The sequence below is a fragment of the Arthrobacter sp. OAP107 genome (assembly GCF_040546765.1).
GTDB lineage: Bacteria > Actinomycetota > Actinomycetes > Actinomycetales > Micrococcaceae > Arthrobacter.
Genome location: NZ_JBEPOK010000001.1, coordinates 311,471 through 325,308, shown reverse-complemented (window position 1 = coordinate 325,308; position 13,838 = coordinate 311,471). Strand labels below are relative to the sequence as shown.

The window sequence follows — 13,838 nt, the reverse complement described above, 5'->3', positions numbered from 1 at the left end:
TGGTGTTTCGGGATCGCGGCGGCACCCCGGGTATGGCTAGGTGCCGCCGTTGATGGCCGCGCGCAGCCCTGCCGACAGGACGTCGGCAAGGAACGCGAAGCGGTCCACCTGGCTGGTGGCCGCGGCCGTCTGGGCCGCGGACAGGTTCGGGTAACTGGGCCGGTCCTCTTCGTTGATGCTCCAGGCCGATTCCATGGTGATGGCATCGAGGCTGGCACCGATGGCGGCACTGTCGAGTGTTTCCAGGGTGGGCAGGACCAGCTGCTCCGGGACCCCGGCGTTGAGGAAGATTGCTGCGAACCTGTCGTACAGGGCCAGTGCCGCCGGGTGCGACACGGGCTGGGTCAGCAGCTCCGGCAGCAGTGCCGGCACTTGGGCGTAGGCCTTCCGCAGAGATTCGAAGATGCGGCGGATCGCGGTGTCCAGATCGTCCGGGCCCGCTTCGTTGGTGCCGGGGCCGGGGACCCGAACCCGGTCGACCAGGGATCCGCGGGCAAGTTCGATGATTTCCTGGCGCCCGGTGACGTGCTTGTAGAAGGACGACTGCCGGACCCCGAGCCGTTCCGCGAGGCGCGGGATCGAGAGCCCCTTCTCCTCTTCGAACAATGCCAGGGCTTCCCGGCCAATGGCCTTTCGTGAAAGCCTCGGGGTCTTGGGCCGTCCCATGCGGCTGGTCTGCTCGGATGTCTGCATCCTCCAAGACTAGGCCGCCCAAGATCAGGCCCGGCCCTTTCATTCGGCGTGGCCGATCCGGTCGTACGCGGGACGGTTGATGCGGCGCAGGATGATGGCGGCAGTGCCTCCCGCGGCGAAGACCAGCGGTGCGATGACCAGCAGGGCGGTGTTGATCGGGTCCCCGTCAGGCAGCCCGGTGATCAGTTCAGCGTTGTCTACCATCAGGTAGATCACGGCACACATGATCAGGCTGGCGGTCACCGCGGAGGGGATGACGTACCAGCGCAGGCCGTGGCCCGTACGGCGGGCGAAGAAGACCACCACGCCCACCCCGGTAAGTGTCTGCAGGAGCAGGATCCCCACGACTCCGGGGGTGTTGGTCCAGATCAGGAACTGCGTGAAGGGATCAAGCCGCAGCAGGGCCGCTCCGGCCACGAGGACCAGCGCGAGCAGGGTCTGTTCGACTCCGGCGACGGAGGGGGTGTTGTAGCGGGGGCTGATCCGGCCGGAGCGCCTGGGGAAGATGCCCTCGCGGCTGAGGGAAAGGCTGTAACGGTTGATGGTGTTGTGGAACGACAGCTGGGAGGCGAAGATGCTGGTCACGATGAGCACACTCATGAGGTTCACGCACCATTCCCCGGCGAACTGCCCGGCCATGAGGTAAGCGGTGTCGCCGGCATCCAGGTGCCCTGCCGCGAAGTCCTGGACGGTGTCGGGCCCGAACGCCTGGACAATCACCCACACGGCGAAAGCGTAAAACGCTCCGATGAAACCGATGGCGATGTAGGTCGCGCGGGGGACGCTGCGGTCGGGGTCGCGGGCTTCTTCCCGGTAGAGTGCCCCGGATTCGAAGCCCATGAAGGCGGAGAAGCCAAGGCCGAGGACTGCGGCGAACTGCGGGGAGAAGACCGCTTCGGGGCTGAAGGAGTCCAAGCCGATGCCATGCGCGCCACCTTGGGCCAGGACGAAGGCCGCGACCAGGGCCACGATGGCTGTTTCCAGGGTCAGCAGGACGGCCAGGACCTTGGCGCCGACGTCGATTCCGCGCCAGCCCAGGTACCAGACGGCGCCGATCGCGGTGGCGGCGTAGAGCCACCAGGGCAGCTCGATGCCGGTGAAGGATTTCACCGCGAGGTTCGCTTGGATGCCCAGGAGGCCGTAGAGGCCGACTTGGATGCCGTTGTAACTCATCCAGGCGGTGAGGCCGGAGCCAAGGCCGATGACGCGCCCCAGTGACTTGGTGATGTAGCCGTAGAAGCCGCTGTAGGACTGGATGTGACGGGTAAGCGCCATGAAGCCGATGGCGAAGAGCGCCAGACCGGCCGCCGCGGCGAGGTAGATGACCGGGGCGCCGACCCCGCCCACCGCGAGGGCGAGCGGTGCGATCCCGACGACGATGGTCAGCGGGGCGGTCGCTGAGACCAGCATGAACACAATGTCGCGGGTGCCGATTGCGTTCTTCTTCAGCCCAGCCCGGGGGGTGATTTTTGTGGGCGGCTCCGTTGCCGCTTGATTAGTGAAAGCCATTCACTTATTGTTGACGCAGCTCACATGACCCGTCAAGGCCGGGCCAACCACGACCCGGTATACATCCCGTCGACGCCTGGTTTGTGAGCCCCTTCAGCCGGTGCCGGTTCCGAGGAACCGGCGGATGGCCGCTTGCGTGATGCTGCGCGGCAGGCCCAGTCCCTGTACCCCAAAGGAATCCCATGAGCAATGTTTCCCAACAGGAGCGAACGGTGCGCCGCCAGCACACCTCGCTTCCAGCAGTTGCCGCCTCCAGCCTCGCCGGCACCGCCGTGGAGTGGTACGACTTCTTCCTCTACGGCACGGCAGCAGCCCTCGTCTTCAACAAACTGTTTTTTCCCAGCGCAGATCCGTTTGTTGGCACCATGCTGGCCCTGGGCACCTTCGCAGCAGGCTTCGTTGCCCGCCCCCTGGGCGCGATCGTCCTCGGCCACCTCGGCGACAGGCACGGACGCAAATCCACCCTGGTGGCAAGCCTGCTCCTGATGGGCATCGCCACCGCGCTCATCGCATTCATTCCCCCGTATGCCTCCATCGGCGTCGCCGCACCTCTGATCCTGCTACTCCTTCGCCTCGTCCAGGGCTTCGCCCTGGGTGGGGAATGGGGCGGGGCGGTCCTGCTCGTCTCCGAGTACAACGACGACAGCACCAAGCGTGCCTTTTGGGCATCGTGGCCGAACGTCGGCCCGCCCCTGGGCAACCTGATGGCAGCCGGTGTCCTTGCTGTCCTGTCGGCAGTCATGCCCCCGGCGGATTTCCTGACCTGGGGCTGGCGGATCGCCTTCGGCCTCTCGGCCCTGCTCGTGATCATCGGGCTCATCCTGCGCCTCTACGTCCAGGAAACACCGCTGTTCCTTGCGTCCCAGGCGAAGGCCGACGCCGAGCACGCCAAGCAGGCCAGGCTCCCGCTGGCCGAGCTCTTCCGCGGCAACTGGAAGGAAATACTCATCGCCGCCGGCGCCCGGATGGGTGAGAACGCCGGCTTCTACATCTATTCGCTGTTCCTGATCACCTACGTCACCGAGATCCTGAAGCTGGACCGCCAGACCGGCCTGACCGCCGTCATGACCGGACAGGGCGTGGCGGTCGTAACCATTCCGCTGCTGGCGGTCTTCGCGGACCGTATCGGCCGCAAGCCCATCATGATCGCTGCCTCGGCCGCGACGGTGATCTGGGGATTCGCCTTCTTCGCCCTGCTGGATACCCGCCAGCCGGTCATGATCACCCTCGCCGCCGTCGGCGGCCTGCTGATCTTCGCCGCCTACAGTTCGGTAATCGGCGCGTTCTTCTCGGAACTGTTCCCTACCAAGGTCCGCTACAGCGGAACGTCCGTCGCGTACAACATCGCCTCCCTGATCGCCGGTTCCCTCTCCCCCATCATCGCCCTGGCCCTGTACCAGGCGTTCGGCTCGGGTCAGGCGATCGCCCTCTATCTCGTGCTCATGGGCGCCATCTCGATCGTCTCGGTTTCCTTCGCGAAGGAAACCAAGGACCTGAAGCTGAGCGACCTGGACGCAAAGACTGCACAAAGGGCGCTCCGGTGAGTCTCTCCCACACCCAGAGTCCGACAGCTGCCGAGACCGCCTATCAATGGCTGCGCCGTGAAATCTCGTCCCATCCCTGGGACCAGGACGCCTTCCTGACCGAGAATGCGATCGCCCGGGCCGCAGGCGTGTCACGCACCCCCGTCCGCGACGCCCTGCTTCGCCTCGAGGCCGCCCGGCTCATCCGCCGGGTCCCGCAGAAGGGTGCGTTCGTTCCGGCACTGACGGCCCAGGACATCGAGAACATGATGGAAGTGCGGCACGTCATCGAAGACTGGGCAGTCCGCAAGGTCACGGCGGCCGGCCGGAGGGGCCCGGAGCTGGATCGTTTGCTGCGGGCCCAGGAAGCAAGCCTCGCTGACCCCGTGGCATTCATCGAATGCGACATCCGCTTCCACAAACACATCATCCGCGCCGCCGGCAACCCCGCGCTCGAGGAACTCTACGACTCCCAGCGGATCAAGCAACAGCGCATGGGCGTCAAAGCCATCCAGGACCGGCAGGGCCGATCCGACCACGTTGTGACCGAACACCGGGCCATCGTGGAGGCCATCGGCAGCCGGGACTCCGAGGCCGCCTCCGCCGCAGTACGCAGCCACCTGAGCTCCACCCTCACCGCCCTCAAGGCAATGCCCGCCCACGCAGGGCATGACTGAACCACCTTTCCCTACACTGCCCCACACGAAGGAGCATCCATGGACATAGCACTCATCCAGTTCTCCAGCCCGGACAACGAGACCCAGCCACGGCGCATCGAACGCGCCGAAACAGTGCTGCGCCAACAGGAAGGGGCGGACCTCATCGTCCTCCCTGAGCTCTGGAGCGCCGGCTACTTCCATTTCGACCAGTACCCCGCACTGTCCGAAACGGACGACGGGCCCACCATGCGCATGTGCAAAGCTGTGGCCAAGGCTCTCGGAACCTACGTCCACCTCGGCAGCATCGTCGAGCGGACCGCTGGCGATACGCTGCGTAACACATCCTTCCTGGTGGACCCGCAGGGAAACGTCGCCCACCGGTATTCCAAGCTGCACGTCTTCGGCTACAAGTCCCTTGAGGCCGAACTCCTCACCGCGGGAACAGCCCTGCCGGTCGCACCCACCCCGTTCGGGCAGATCGCCGGCACCACCTGTTATGACCTGCGCTTTCCGGGCCTCTGGTCCGAACTGAGCGTCCGCGGCGCCGAGATCGTCATCGTGCCCGCCGCGTGGCCGGCCGCCCGGCGTGAGCACTGGCAACTGCTGACCTCAGCCCGTGCCGTCGAGCACCAGGTCTTCGTCCTCGCCTGCAACGCCGCAGGCGTCCAGGAGGGCATCGAACTTGCCGGCAGCAGCCGCGTCGTGGATCCGGCCGGACGCCTCCTCGCAGAGGCCGGAACGGACGAGGAGATCCTTCGCGTCACCATCGATCCCGCTCTTGTCCAAACCACCCGCCGCGAGTTCCCGGTCATCACCGACAGACTCGCCGACTACTCGGGCCTGGCCCGCTGACCAAGAAAGCAACCTTATGAAGACCAGTACGGAAACCCTGACATTCACCGTCGCCGGCACCGGCGAGACGATCGAACTCACCGACTTCTACGCCGTCGTCGCCGGCTACACCGGCCGTGACGCCGCCGCGGTCCAGCACCACATCGACGAACTCGCCGCCATCGGCGTCGCCCCGCCGCCTGAGGTGCCAATGTTCTATCCCGTGGACAGCAGCACCGTAACCTCCGCCGCGGAGCTCAGCGCCGCAGGCGAGAAGACCTCGGGCGAAATCGAACCCCTCTATATCCGGCACGACGGACGCTACTACTTCGGCATCGCCTCCGACCACACGGACCGCCACATCGAAACCCGGGACATCGGCGAGTCGAAGCGGGCGTGCCCCAAGCCCGTGGCCGGAACCGTCATCCCGGTGCCGGACCTGCAGGAGCTCTCGCTTGATGACTGCCGGGCGCGCAGCTGGGTGGACGGGCGCCTGTACCAGGACGGCACCCTGGACGGGTTGCGGACACCGGCGAACGTCATCGAACTGCTCCTCGAGCGGAATCCCATTGGGGAACGGGACTTTGTCTGCCTCGGCGGGACCCTGCCCGTCATCGGCGGCGACTTCATCTACGGCCGCGAATGGCGGATCGAACTTACCTTCCCCGACGGCACCACCATCGACCACACGTACACCATTACGAAAGGACACCAGTCATGAGGACCGGAGACGAATACATCAAGACGCTCAACGACGGGCGCACCGTGCTGATTGACGGGGAAGCCGTCGACAACGTCGCCGAACACCCCGCATTCGGCAACGTCATCCGCACCATCGCCGAACTCTTCGACATCGCCGCAGACCCCGCGAACGGCATGCAGTATCACAGTGAAGAAATCAACGGCACCGCCAACCGCGTTTTCAGCATCCCGCGCACCGCGGAGGAACTCAAGCTGCGCCGCCAGGCCGTGGAGCGCTGGGCCAAGCACACCCACGGCTGGGTGGGCCGCAGCCCGGACCACGTCGGCACCTTCTTCGCCGCCTTCGGCGCACACGCCGAGGTCTTCGAGAACTCCGAGCGCGACTTCTCCGGCAACATCCGCCGCTACTACGAGCGGATCCTGCGCGAGAACCTCTACGTTTCCTACGCGATCATCCCGCCACAGGTCTCCCGGGCAACGACGGCGTCCGGCTGGGAAGGCGACTTCCTACAGGTCGGCGTCGTTAAGGAAACCGATGAGGGCCTGATCGTCCGCGGCTCGCAAATGCTCGCCACCGGCGGCGCCATCGCCGACGAAGTCTTCGTCACCTGCATCAAGCCGCTCGGCCCCGATGATGTTGACTTCGCCATCAGCTTCGCGCTGCCCGCAGCCACCGAAGGCCTCAAATTCCTGTGCCGCCGCCCGTTCGCCCCGGCAGCCACCAGCGAATTCGACTACCCGCTGACCAGCCACTACGACGAACCCGACGCCCTGGTCATCTTCGAAGACGTCCTGGTTCCCTGGGACCGCATCTTCATCGACCGCAACGTCGAGACCCTGCGCCGCCAGTTCTTCGAAACCGGCGCCCACGCCCTGGGCAACTGGCAGGCCCAAACCCGGTTCACCACCAAACTTCAATTCATCGCCGCGGTCGCACGCAAAATCACCCAGGTCAATGGCACCGACAGGATCCCCGGCGTGCAGGAAAAGCTCGGCGAACTCGCCGCGCTGGTCGCCTCGGTCGAGTCCGCCCTAATCGCCGCAGAGTACACGGCTGAGGCCGATTCCTCCGGAATGCTGGTCCCGGGCAAGCGCGCCCTCTACGGGGTCATGGGCCTGCAGTCCGAAACGTACCCGCGAGTCATTGCGATCCTGCGTGACCTGGTCGGCGGCGGCGTCCTGCAGCTGCCCTCCAGCGTGGTGGACATGAAGAGCCCCGTGACCGCTGCCGACGTCGAACGCTACATCACCTCACCGGGCGTATCGAGCGAGGAGCGCATCAAGCTCTTCCGGCTGGCCTGGGACATCATCGGCTCCGAATTTGCCGGACGCCACCAGCAGTACGAACTCTTCTACGCCGGCGCCCCGTTCGTCGTCAAGGGCGTGTACACCTACCGGAATTACGGCTACGAAGCGCAGGTCGCGGAGCTCGACGAGTTCCTGGCCAGCTACGGCGTTGACGGACGCAAGGAGGAGAACTAGTCATGGCCAAGCCGGAATTTGAATTCACGCCCACCTCGTCGGTGGAGTTCGCGCCGTGCGTGCCGCACATTGAGGGTCTCTCCGAGGCCATCCTGGCCCGAGACGACTCGAACGATTCCGTCACCCGGATCCTCAAGTTCGAACCGGGCACCGACACCTCCCCCAACGGTGCGCTGACCCACGACTTCTGGGAAGAGGTCTTTATTTTCGAAGGCTCCTTCACCGACCAGCGCCTGGGCAGGACCTTCCGCGCCGGTGACTGGGCAACCCGTCCGCCGGGCATGGAGCACGGCCCGTGGGTTTCTGAAGGCGGAGCCAAGATGTTCGAAGTGCGCTACTACCAGGACGGAAAGAACTGACATGGCTACTCCAGCAGTCTTTACTGAGCCCGACGGATTGGCCATGCGCCGGACGATGGGCAGGTTCCTCACCGGAGTCGCGGTGGTAACCACGGAGCACAGCGGCGAGCAGTACGGCATGACCATCAACTCACTCACCTCCATCAGCCTGGACCCGCCGATCCTGATGATCTCGCTGAACTTCAACACCCGCACCGGCGACGCGGTGCTGGCCAGCGGGAAGTTCGCGATCTCGATCCTCGGTGCCAAGCAGGAAGCCGTGGCCCGGCAGTTCGCCCAGCGAGGCGGAGCACGCTTTGAAGCCGGCGAGTTCGACACCACCGAGGGCGGCCTGTCCGTCATCACTGGTGCGCTGTCTCAGGCAGAGTGCAAAGTGGTCCACCGGTACGACATCGGTGACCACCAGGTGTTCTTCGGCAAAGTCATGGCGTGCCGCGACCGCGACGGCGATGGGCTGGCATTCAACGCTGGAAAGTTCGGCTCGTTCCGCGACTTCAACCACGACGCCATGCCCTGGACGTTCTAAGACAAAAGCTCTGGCAACAACCTCCGGGCCGTCCCTGCTGTCCCATTCGGGAACAGCGGGGACGGGTCCAGGCCCGGGGTGCAGGCCCAGCGCCGGAATCGCCCGGGGACACGAGGAATCTGCCGAACAGGTCGCTGAACAACCGCAGATGCGGCCATGGCCCAATAGCTATCTGGGCATCTGGGAGCCCACTTTCGCCTCAAGAGCGCGGACACCGATAACCGCCGTTCTGTCAACCCGGGGCAGCGGTCCAGCGAGTCCTCTCCGTCGGCAATCGGGGCTGAGCATGTCGGAACCGCGGTTATCGGCGTTTGGGAATGGGACCGAAACAGCCGCCAGAACTGGTCCGGCTGCAGTTCAGCTGGGGTGTTCCTCCTCCGTTAGTGAACGGGCGCAAGGGGCGTGCCGAGCTCCTGAAAATTTAGGAAGCATCAGCAAATGCTGACAGGTTTCCTGGGAGTGGAACCATCCCACAGCAGGCCTACGCACCATCGGCTCGGCAGTTTAGAGCCGCCGTGGTTCGAGGCAGCTGCCGCCTGCACGCTTCGCCCGGTCTCCGTGCCGCTGGCTGTGGGCACTCAGGCTGGCGGACCTCGTGGCCGGAGCGCCGGTCGACACTCCCGGGCGTTCTGGTTTCCTGTGGATGTCCGGAAGGCAGTTGTTCACAGCCTCCAGTACGGGCGCGCCGGTTCCGGTGGACATGCTGGGTTCAGCCGCTGCCGGCGGCATTTTGCTGCTTGGACCCTCAATAGAGGCGAGAATCGTGCATGGCCTGACGCTACGGCCGGTTCCAATTCGCTCGGTAGCCCGCAGGGCTTTAGTCTTGGACGTCTTCGTCCGACGGGTCCACTTCTTCAAACCACCGGACGACGGCGTTGGCGCCGTAGGCCCGGCTGATAGTCTCTTGCAGCCCCTCGGCCTGCTGTACAGCAAGATCCAGCTCTTCGACCGTCGTCATAATGCCTATGGTGCTGTCGTCGTGGTCCCCGTCGAAATGCCTGCCGGCCTCCGCTGCGCGGTGCCACTCTGCCAGCTGGGCCAGGGACGCCTCGAGGGAACGCATCGTGTCCAGGACATTGCCCAGGATCGCGTAGCTGTCGGCGGGGCGGTCCAGGAAATCGGCGTTCTGCATAAGGTCCCGTGCCGCCCGTGACAGCCTCGCAGCCGCGTGGTAGGCCAGACGGGACTGTTCAGTCACTGGGGGCTGCCTTCGCTACGGTGCAGCTGCGTAGCTTCCAGACGCATCTCCATGCGCTTCACACTACCGCCCTGGCTCCGGGTACAACACGCGGGTTGTCAGCGTCATTGCTTTCCCATGGGCGCCGGTTGAACCTCAGGTTCTCCAGGACGGCATCATTCCCCAAGAAGCCAATGGACAACCCCGCCGGATACGGCTAGGGCCCGAACACGGCCCAGCCGTAGCCGGGGATGCTGGCTGCATTGCTGTTCTGCATCCTTGTTCCCCGGCCTGCGAGCAGGGTGCGGGACGATGACGGCACGGGTAGTTGCGCGGCCATGCCCGACAGGTTCAGGGCGACCGTGATGCCGGCGCCGTCGCTGCTCGCCTCGTACACGAGGTGGTCGTTGCTGAGTGTCGTCACCTTCGTGCGCGCGTTGTGCAGCCACGGGTGCCTGCGGCGCAGGCCGATCAGTTCCTGGTGAAGGTGGTAGACCGGGTGGCCGACCCGCGCCAGCTCAGCGGGCCCGGCAGGGAATGCGGGCCGCACCGCGTCGTCTCCCCCGGCCCGGTCCTCCTTGAGGCCGCGGAAGGCCTGCTCGTCGCCGTAGTAGATGGACGGCGTTCCGCCAACGGTCAGGAGTACCGCCAGCGCGAGCGGAAGCTGGTCCGGGTTCTTCAGCTTGCTGGCAAGGCGGGTGACGTCATGGTTACCCACGAAGGTCAGAGGCGCAAACGTCTCAAGAAAGCCGTTGTGCCGTTCCAGGGCGGCCGCGAGTTCGTAGAAGTTGGCGTCATTAAGGGAGCTCCAAATGGCCTTCCACAATTCATACTGGGTGACCGCGTCCAATGCCCCTGCGTCCACTGCCCGTGCATAGTCGCCGTGAATGAACTCGCCCACGAAGTATGCCTGCGGGTACTCGCGGCGGACATCGTCCAGCACTGCCTTCCAGAAGGTTGGCGGTACGGCGTAGGCGGCGTCCAGACGCCAGCCGTCGGCTCCGCGCCCCAACCAATGCTTCATCACATCGGCAACGAACCCGGACACTTGGGGTTCGTCATGGTTCAGTGCGACGAGGTGACGGTGTCCCTCGAAATCCTTATAGTCGGGCTCGCTCCCTAGCTTCCATTCGGTCTTCGGCCAGGTCAACCGGAACCATGCAGCAGTGGGTGCGTCAGGGCCTTCGACCAGCACCTGTTGGAATGGGCCGAAGCCGCGGCCGACGTGGTTGAAAACGCCGTCGAGCAGAACCTTCAGTCCCCGCGCTTGCGCCTGCCCGATCAGTTCGTCAAAGTCTTTGTCATCGCCGAGCCGGGGATCGATGCGGAAATAATCCGTGGTGTCATACCCATGCGTTTCTGAGGCGAATACCGGGCCGAGGGCCAGACCCGACGCCCCGAGTTCCACGGCGTAGTCAAGCCAGGCGTGAAGTTTGGGGAGCCGGTGCAGCGTCGGCTGTCCGGCAGTGAGGGCTGGTTCCGCACCCGTGAAACCCAGGGGATACACGTGCCACCAGATCGCATGCTGGACCCACGCGGGCTCTGTCATTGATGACCCACCTTTCGTCTATAAGCCCCCAACCTACCGGGAACCATGGGGCGGCATCCCGTTACCCTGGCCACCAGCGACGCGTTGAGGTGGTCGGAGTTCCGCTCCCCTGCCTCACCCGGCGCACGCCTCAGCGTGCAGAATTTTCAGGGGGTGCAGCAAACTTTTGGCGGAGATGACACGATAGCTCGATGAAGTCCGGAAAACCCCTGCCTAGACGTTGTCTGTTGCTCGGTACGGCTGCCACTACGGCGGGCGGCGCCCTGGCCCTGTCCGCCTGCTCGGTCTCACCCGCGGGCAGCGCCACCGTCCCGGAGGCTCCCGGCGCTTCAGCGCCGCCCGGCCGTCCCTTCCGGATCGGGAGGCTGAGCGAGGTTAACGTAGGCGACACTGCCACCGGGAAAGCCAATGGAAGGACCGTCGTTGTCTTCAGACCTGAAGACCGTACGGTCGTGGCTTATGACGCAACGTGCACACACGCCGGTTGCGCGGTGGCGCCTGCCGGTATGAATTTCGAATGTCCCTGTCACGGCTCCGCATTCAAGGGATCGGACGGCAGCGTCATCACCGGGCCGGCGCGCCGCCCTCTCATGCCTCTCACCGCCGCAATCGACGGGGACTGGATCACGGTCATCGCCTGACAATGTGGGCCCCGAGGGGAACGTGGCGCCCCGCTTCGACCTTAGGTCTGCTCTCTGAGACTCTAACCCCAGATGCGCCTGAGGGCGTCGGCAGCTTCGGTCGTCTTTAGTCCGCCACGGCCCGGCATACCAGCTGATCATGGGAGGCCAGCGCGCTGCGCCTTGGCATGAGCAAACAAGCTGTCCACCGCAAATACGGAAAAGCACTAATCCCTGTTCGGGCTTCGGACCTTATCGCCCTCTTGCTGGGGCCAAGCTCCCATGCCGCTGATCAACAGCGACTTTGAAATTGGCTATGCCGTTACTGCCAACATGAGCGCATCATCGATGATCCAGCTTGCAAAGAAACTGGTGTCTGAATCAAAGACTGTCAGCGACCAGGACAGGGCGGAGGCCTTGGCCTTGCTTGCGGAAGCGAAAGCGGCCTTAGAGCAACGCAATAAGATCCTGCACGCGACTGTGGGAGACTCCATGTTCGAAGGCAAGATGGCTTTCTACAATAGTCGGCGAAAAAACGGACCCGCTGCCGCCGGACAGCAACCGCAGGTGGAGGCCGCTTTCCACGGCGCAAAAGACCTTGACGAGATTGGCGCACGGCTTTTCAGGGTGTCGGAGGACCTCTGGGGATATGTTCACTTGCCGCCCCAATAAGCCCCTCTCAGTCCCAGCTTTACGAAAAGTGCCCTATCGGCTTTTTTTAGAACCGAAGGGGACGGCTACCAGCTGCGTGCCAAGAATGTCCCATAGGTAGCGAATCAACTTCAGATTTGGGAAGCCGAATGAGATCCTGATGAGCTGCTGATTACCTTGTCCCGTCCGGCGAGCAGGCCTGTCACGGCGAGGATCGCCATAACGCCGGCGGTGAGGAACAGCGGAGGTGCCCAGTCTCCGCTCAGGTCGCGAAGACCACCGAAAATGACTGGGCCCGCTGCGCCCAGTCCGTAACCTACGGATTGCGCCATGCCTGATAGCGACGCTGCCTGCGCGTAGTTCACGGTTCGGAGGCTGAAGAGAGACAGGGCGATGACAATGAGGCTCCCGCATCCGATTGCCCCCAGTAGGACCCACAGCAATACGAGGTCTGGCGCGAGTGCGAGCCCCAGGAACGTTAGGAACGTGAGCGCAGCACTCGTGAAGGATACGATCCGCTGGTCCGAACCCCGGTGAAGGATGCCCCCTGTGGCAAGGCTGGCAAAGACGCTGATGAGCAGGAAAACGGAGAGGTGGATACCAGCGGTGCTGGCGGGCACCCCGCGGCTCTGCTCGATGGTTGGAAGCCATGCCATCAGGACGTAGAAGGCGATCGATTGCAGTCCCATGAAGATCGTCACCTGCCAGCCCAAGGCTGAGGCCCACGGCGACCGGTAGGAGGTATCCGTCGCGGTGCCACGCATGGTGCCTGTCCTGTGCCGGCGCAGCCAAGGCATGAGTACGGCCATGGCGATGAGGGCCAGACCCACCCAGATTCCGAGCGCAAGCCGCCATCCTGCCGGGGACGTTTGCGCAACGGGAACCACGACGGCGGCCCCAACTGATGCAAAGGCAGCCTGGGTGGCCGTATAGCTTCCGGTGACCCGGCTGACCCTCGTTGGAAAGTCACGCTTCACGAGCGAGGGGACGAGGACATTGAGAAACGCGATAGCCAGGCCGATCAGTGCTGTGCCCGCCCAAATGAAGCCCGGCATGGGCAGGGATCGGGCCACGATGCCCAAGGCGAGGATCAACAGGGACACCCACAGCGTGCGGTCCAAGCCCAGGCGTGCAGCGAAACGGGGCGCCACGGGTGAGAACACGGCGAAAGCAACGAGTGGAAGACCTGTGAGAAATCCTGCTGCTGCGCCGGACAGGCCCAGGTCGCTGCTGATGTTCGCGAGGACCGGCCCCACGCTGACAAACGACACCCGAAGGTTTACGGCAATGAGCAGAACGCCAATGAAGGCGAAGCCGATGCTGGCGGTGCGGTCCGGCGCGTTTCGAGGAGCAGCGGGCATCGTGCGTTCTTATCTCCTTCGGGAACCAGGAGCCTTCACGCCCCCTCCGCTCCCATTGCCAACGGGAGCAGGCTCTGGCTAAGCATTCACTTTGCCGACAACTTACCCTAGTAAAACCCATGTGGGAGCCAAGTAGCTCACCAGGACGATGGTCCCAACGACGGCGACTGCTGGAAGGCCCTCCATGCAGCTCCGG

At 64.5% G+C, this 13,838-nt stretch carries 14 protein-coding genes; 9 read left to right on the top strand and 5 right to left on the bottom strand.

The genetic code is table 11. The features are described from left to right. Window positions 1-36 precede the first annotated feature (36 nt). Window positions 37-693, bottom strand: coding sequence for a TetR/AcrR family transcriptional regulator (locus ABIE00_RS01425; RefSeq protein WP_354255791.1), 657 nt, complete (start codon window positions 691-693; stop codon window positions 37-39). Between the two features lie 39 nt (window positions 694-732). Next, on the bottom strand, window positions 733-2,202 hold the full coding sequence (locus tag ABIE00_RS01420) for an APC family permease (protein ID WP_354255788.1): 1,470 nt from the start codon (window positions 2,200-2,202) through the stop codon (window positions 733-735). Window positions 2,203-2,384: 182 nt separating this feature from the next. Here ABIE00_RS01420 and ABIE00_RS01415 point away from each other — a divergent pair, with 182 nt between their 5' ends. Genes ABIE00_RS01415 through ABIE00_RS01385 form a run of 7 tightly spaced genes read left to right on the top strand, consistent with a single transcriptional unit; the run spans window position 2,385 to window position 8,284 of the window. Further along, the gene (locus ABIE00_RS01415; protein ID WP_354255785.1) at window positions 2,385-3,746 is read left to right on the top strand and encodes an MFS transporter; all 1,362 of its coding nucleotides are present in this window, start codon (window positions 2,385-2,387) and stop codon (window positions 3,744-3,746) included. Beyond that, window positions 3,743-4,402, top strand: coding sequence for a GntR family transcriptional regulator (locus tag ABIE00_RS01410; protein WP_354255782.1), 660 nt, complete (start codon window positions 3,743-3,745; stop codon window positions 4,400-4,402). Before ABIE00_RS01415 ends, ABIE00_RS01410 begins: the two co-directional genes overlap by 4 nt. 39 nt (window positions 4,403-4,441) lie before the next feature. Beyond that, window positions 4,442-5,236 carry a carbon-nitrogen family hydrolase gene (locus ABIE00_RS01405; RefSeq protein ID WP_354255780.1) on the top strand — a complete coding sequence of 265 codons (795 nt, stop codon included), beginning with the start codon at window positions 4,442-4,444 and terminating at the stop codon, window positions 5,234-5,236. 16 nt (window positions 5,237-5,252) lie between these two features. Beyond that, the gene (locus tag ABIE00_RS01400) at window positions 5,253-5,936 is read left to right on the top strand and encodes a DUF2848 family protein (RefSeq protein WP_354255777.1); all 684 of its coding nucleotides are present in this window, start codon (window positions 5,253-5,255) and stop codon (window positions 5,934-5,936) included. Continuing rightward, window positions 5,933-7,399 carry a 4-hydroxyphenylacetate 3-hydroxylase family protein gene (locus ABIE00_RS01395; protein ID WP_354255774.1) on the top strand — a complete coding sequence of 489 codons (1,467 nt, stop codon included), beginning with the start codon at window positions 5,933-5,935 and terminating at the stop codon, window positions 7,397-7,399. Before ABIE00_RS01400 ends, ABIE00_RS01395 begins: the two co-directional genes overlap by 4 nt. Window positions 7,400-7,401: 2 nt before the next feature. After that, entirely contained in the window at window positions 7,402-7,758 is a 357-nt protein-coding gene (locus ABIE00_RS01390) for a cupin domain-containing protein (protein WP_331569366.1), read from the top strand. A 1-nt stretch (window position 7,759) separates the two neighbouring features. Then, window positions 7,760-8,284 (top strand): flavin reductase family protein, encoded by a 525-nt coding sequence (locus ABIE00_RS01385; RefSeq protein WP_354255771.1) that lies wholly within the window; start codon window positions 7,760-7,762, stop codon window positions 8,282-8,284. Between the two features lie 817 nt (window positions 8,285-9,101). Here the strand turns inward: ABIE00_RS01385 and ABIE00_RS01380 are convergent. Then, complete coding sequence (locus tag ABIE00_RS01380; protein ID WP_354255768.1) at window positions 9,102-9,482, bottom strand: hypothetical protein; 381 nt, start codon at window positions 9,480-9,482, stop codon at window positions 9,102-9,104. 196 nt (window positions 9,483-9,678) lie between these two features. Beyond that, the gene (locus ABIE00_RS01375; RefSeq protein ID WP_354255765.1) at window positions 9,679-11,010 is read right to left on the bottom strand and encodes an alpha-amylase family glycosyl hydrolase; all 1,332 of its coding nucleotides are present in this window, start codon (window positions 11,008-11,010) and stop codon (window positions 9,679-9,681) included. 191 nt (window positions 11,011-11,201) lie between these two features. Here ABIE00_RS01375 and ABIE00_RS01370 point away from each other — a divergent pair, with 191 nt between their 5' ends. Further along, entirely contained in the window at window positions 11,202-11,651 is a 450-nt protein-coding gene (locus ABIE00_RS01370) for a QcrA and Rieske domain-containing protein (protein ID WP_354255762.1), read from the top strand. 261 nt (window positions 11,652-11,912) lie between these two features. Continuing rightward, complete coding sequence (locus tag ABIE00_RS01365; RefSeq protein ID WP_354255759.1) at window positions 11,913-12,302, top strand: hypothetical protein; 390 nt, start codon at window positions 11,913-11,915, stop codon at window positions 12,300-12,302. Window positions 12,303-12,412: 110 nt separating this feature from the next. Here the strand turns inward: ABIE00_RS01365 and ABIE00_RS01360 are convergent, their stop codons facing one another. Then, window positions 12,413-13,642, bottom strand: a complete 1,230-nt coding sequence (locus tag ABIE00_RS01360; protein ID WP_354255757.1) for an MFS transporter — start codon at window positions 13,640-13,642, stop codon at window positions 12,413-12,415. Window positions 13,643-13,838 lie beyond the last annotated feature (196 nt).

What these genes read in the sequence shown, in the direction of transcription:
- ABIE00_RS01385 (WP_354255771.1), top strand. Translation starts at nt 7,760, where the DNA reads ATGGCTACTCCAGCAGTCTTTACTGAGCCCGACGGATTGGCCATGCGC.
- ABIE00_RS01420 (WP_354255788.1), bottom strand. Translation starts at nt 2,202, where the DNA reads ATGGCTTTCACTAATCAAGCGGCAACGGAGCCGCCCACAAAAATCACC.
- ABIE00_RS01405 (WP_354255780.1), top strand. Translation starts at nt 4,442, where the DNA reads ATGGACATAGCACTCATCCAGTTCTCCAGCCCGGACAACGAGACCCAG.
- ABIE00_RS01375 (WP_354255765.1), bottom strand. Translation starts at nt 11,010, where the DNA reads ATGACAGAGCCCGCGTGGGTCCAGCATGCGATCTGGTGGCACGTGTAT.
- ABIE00_RS01415 (WP_354255785.1), top strand. Translation starts at nt 2,385, where the DNA reads ATGAGCAATGTTTCCCAACAGGAGCGAACGGTGCGCCGCCAGCACACC.
- ABIE00_RS01400 (WP_354255777.1), top strand. Translation starts at nt 5,253, where the DNA reads ATGAAGACCAGTACGGAAACCCTGACATTCACCGTCGCCGGCACCGGC.
- ABIE00_RS01360 (WP_354255757.1), bottom strand. Translation starts at nt 13,642, where the DNA reads ATGCCCGCTGCTCCTCGAAACGCGCCGGACCGCACCGCCAGCATCGGC.
- ABIE00_RS01365 (WP_354255759.1), top strand. Translation starts at nt 11,913, where the DNA reads ATGCCGCTGATCAACAGCGACTTTGAAATTGGCTATGCCGTTACTGCC.
- ABIE00_RS01370 (WP_354255762.1), top strand. Translation starts at nt 11,202, where the DNA reads ATGAAGTCCGGAAAACCCCTGCCTAGACGTTGTCTGTTGCTCGGTACG.
- ABIE00_RS01395 (WP_354255774.1), top strand. Translation starts at nt 5,933, where the DNA reads ATGAGGACCGGAGACGAATACATCAAGACGCTCAACGACGGGCGCACC.
- ABIE00_RS01425 (WP_354255791.1), bottom strand. Translation starts at nt 693, where the DNA reads ATGCAGACATCCGAGCAGACCAGCCGCATGGGACGGCCCAAGACCCCG.
- ABIE00_RS01390 (WP_331569366.1), top strand. Translation starts at nt 7,402, where the DNA reads ATGGCCAAGCCGGAATTTGAATTCACGCCCACCTCGTCGGTGGAGTTC.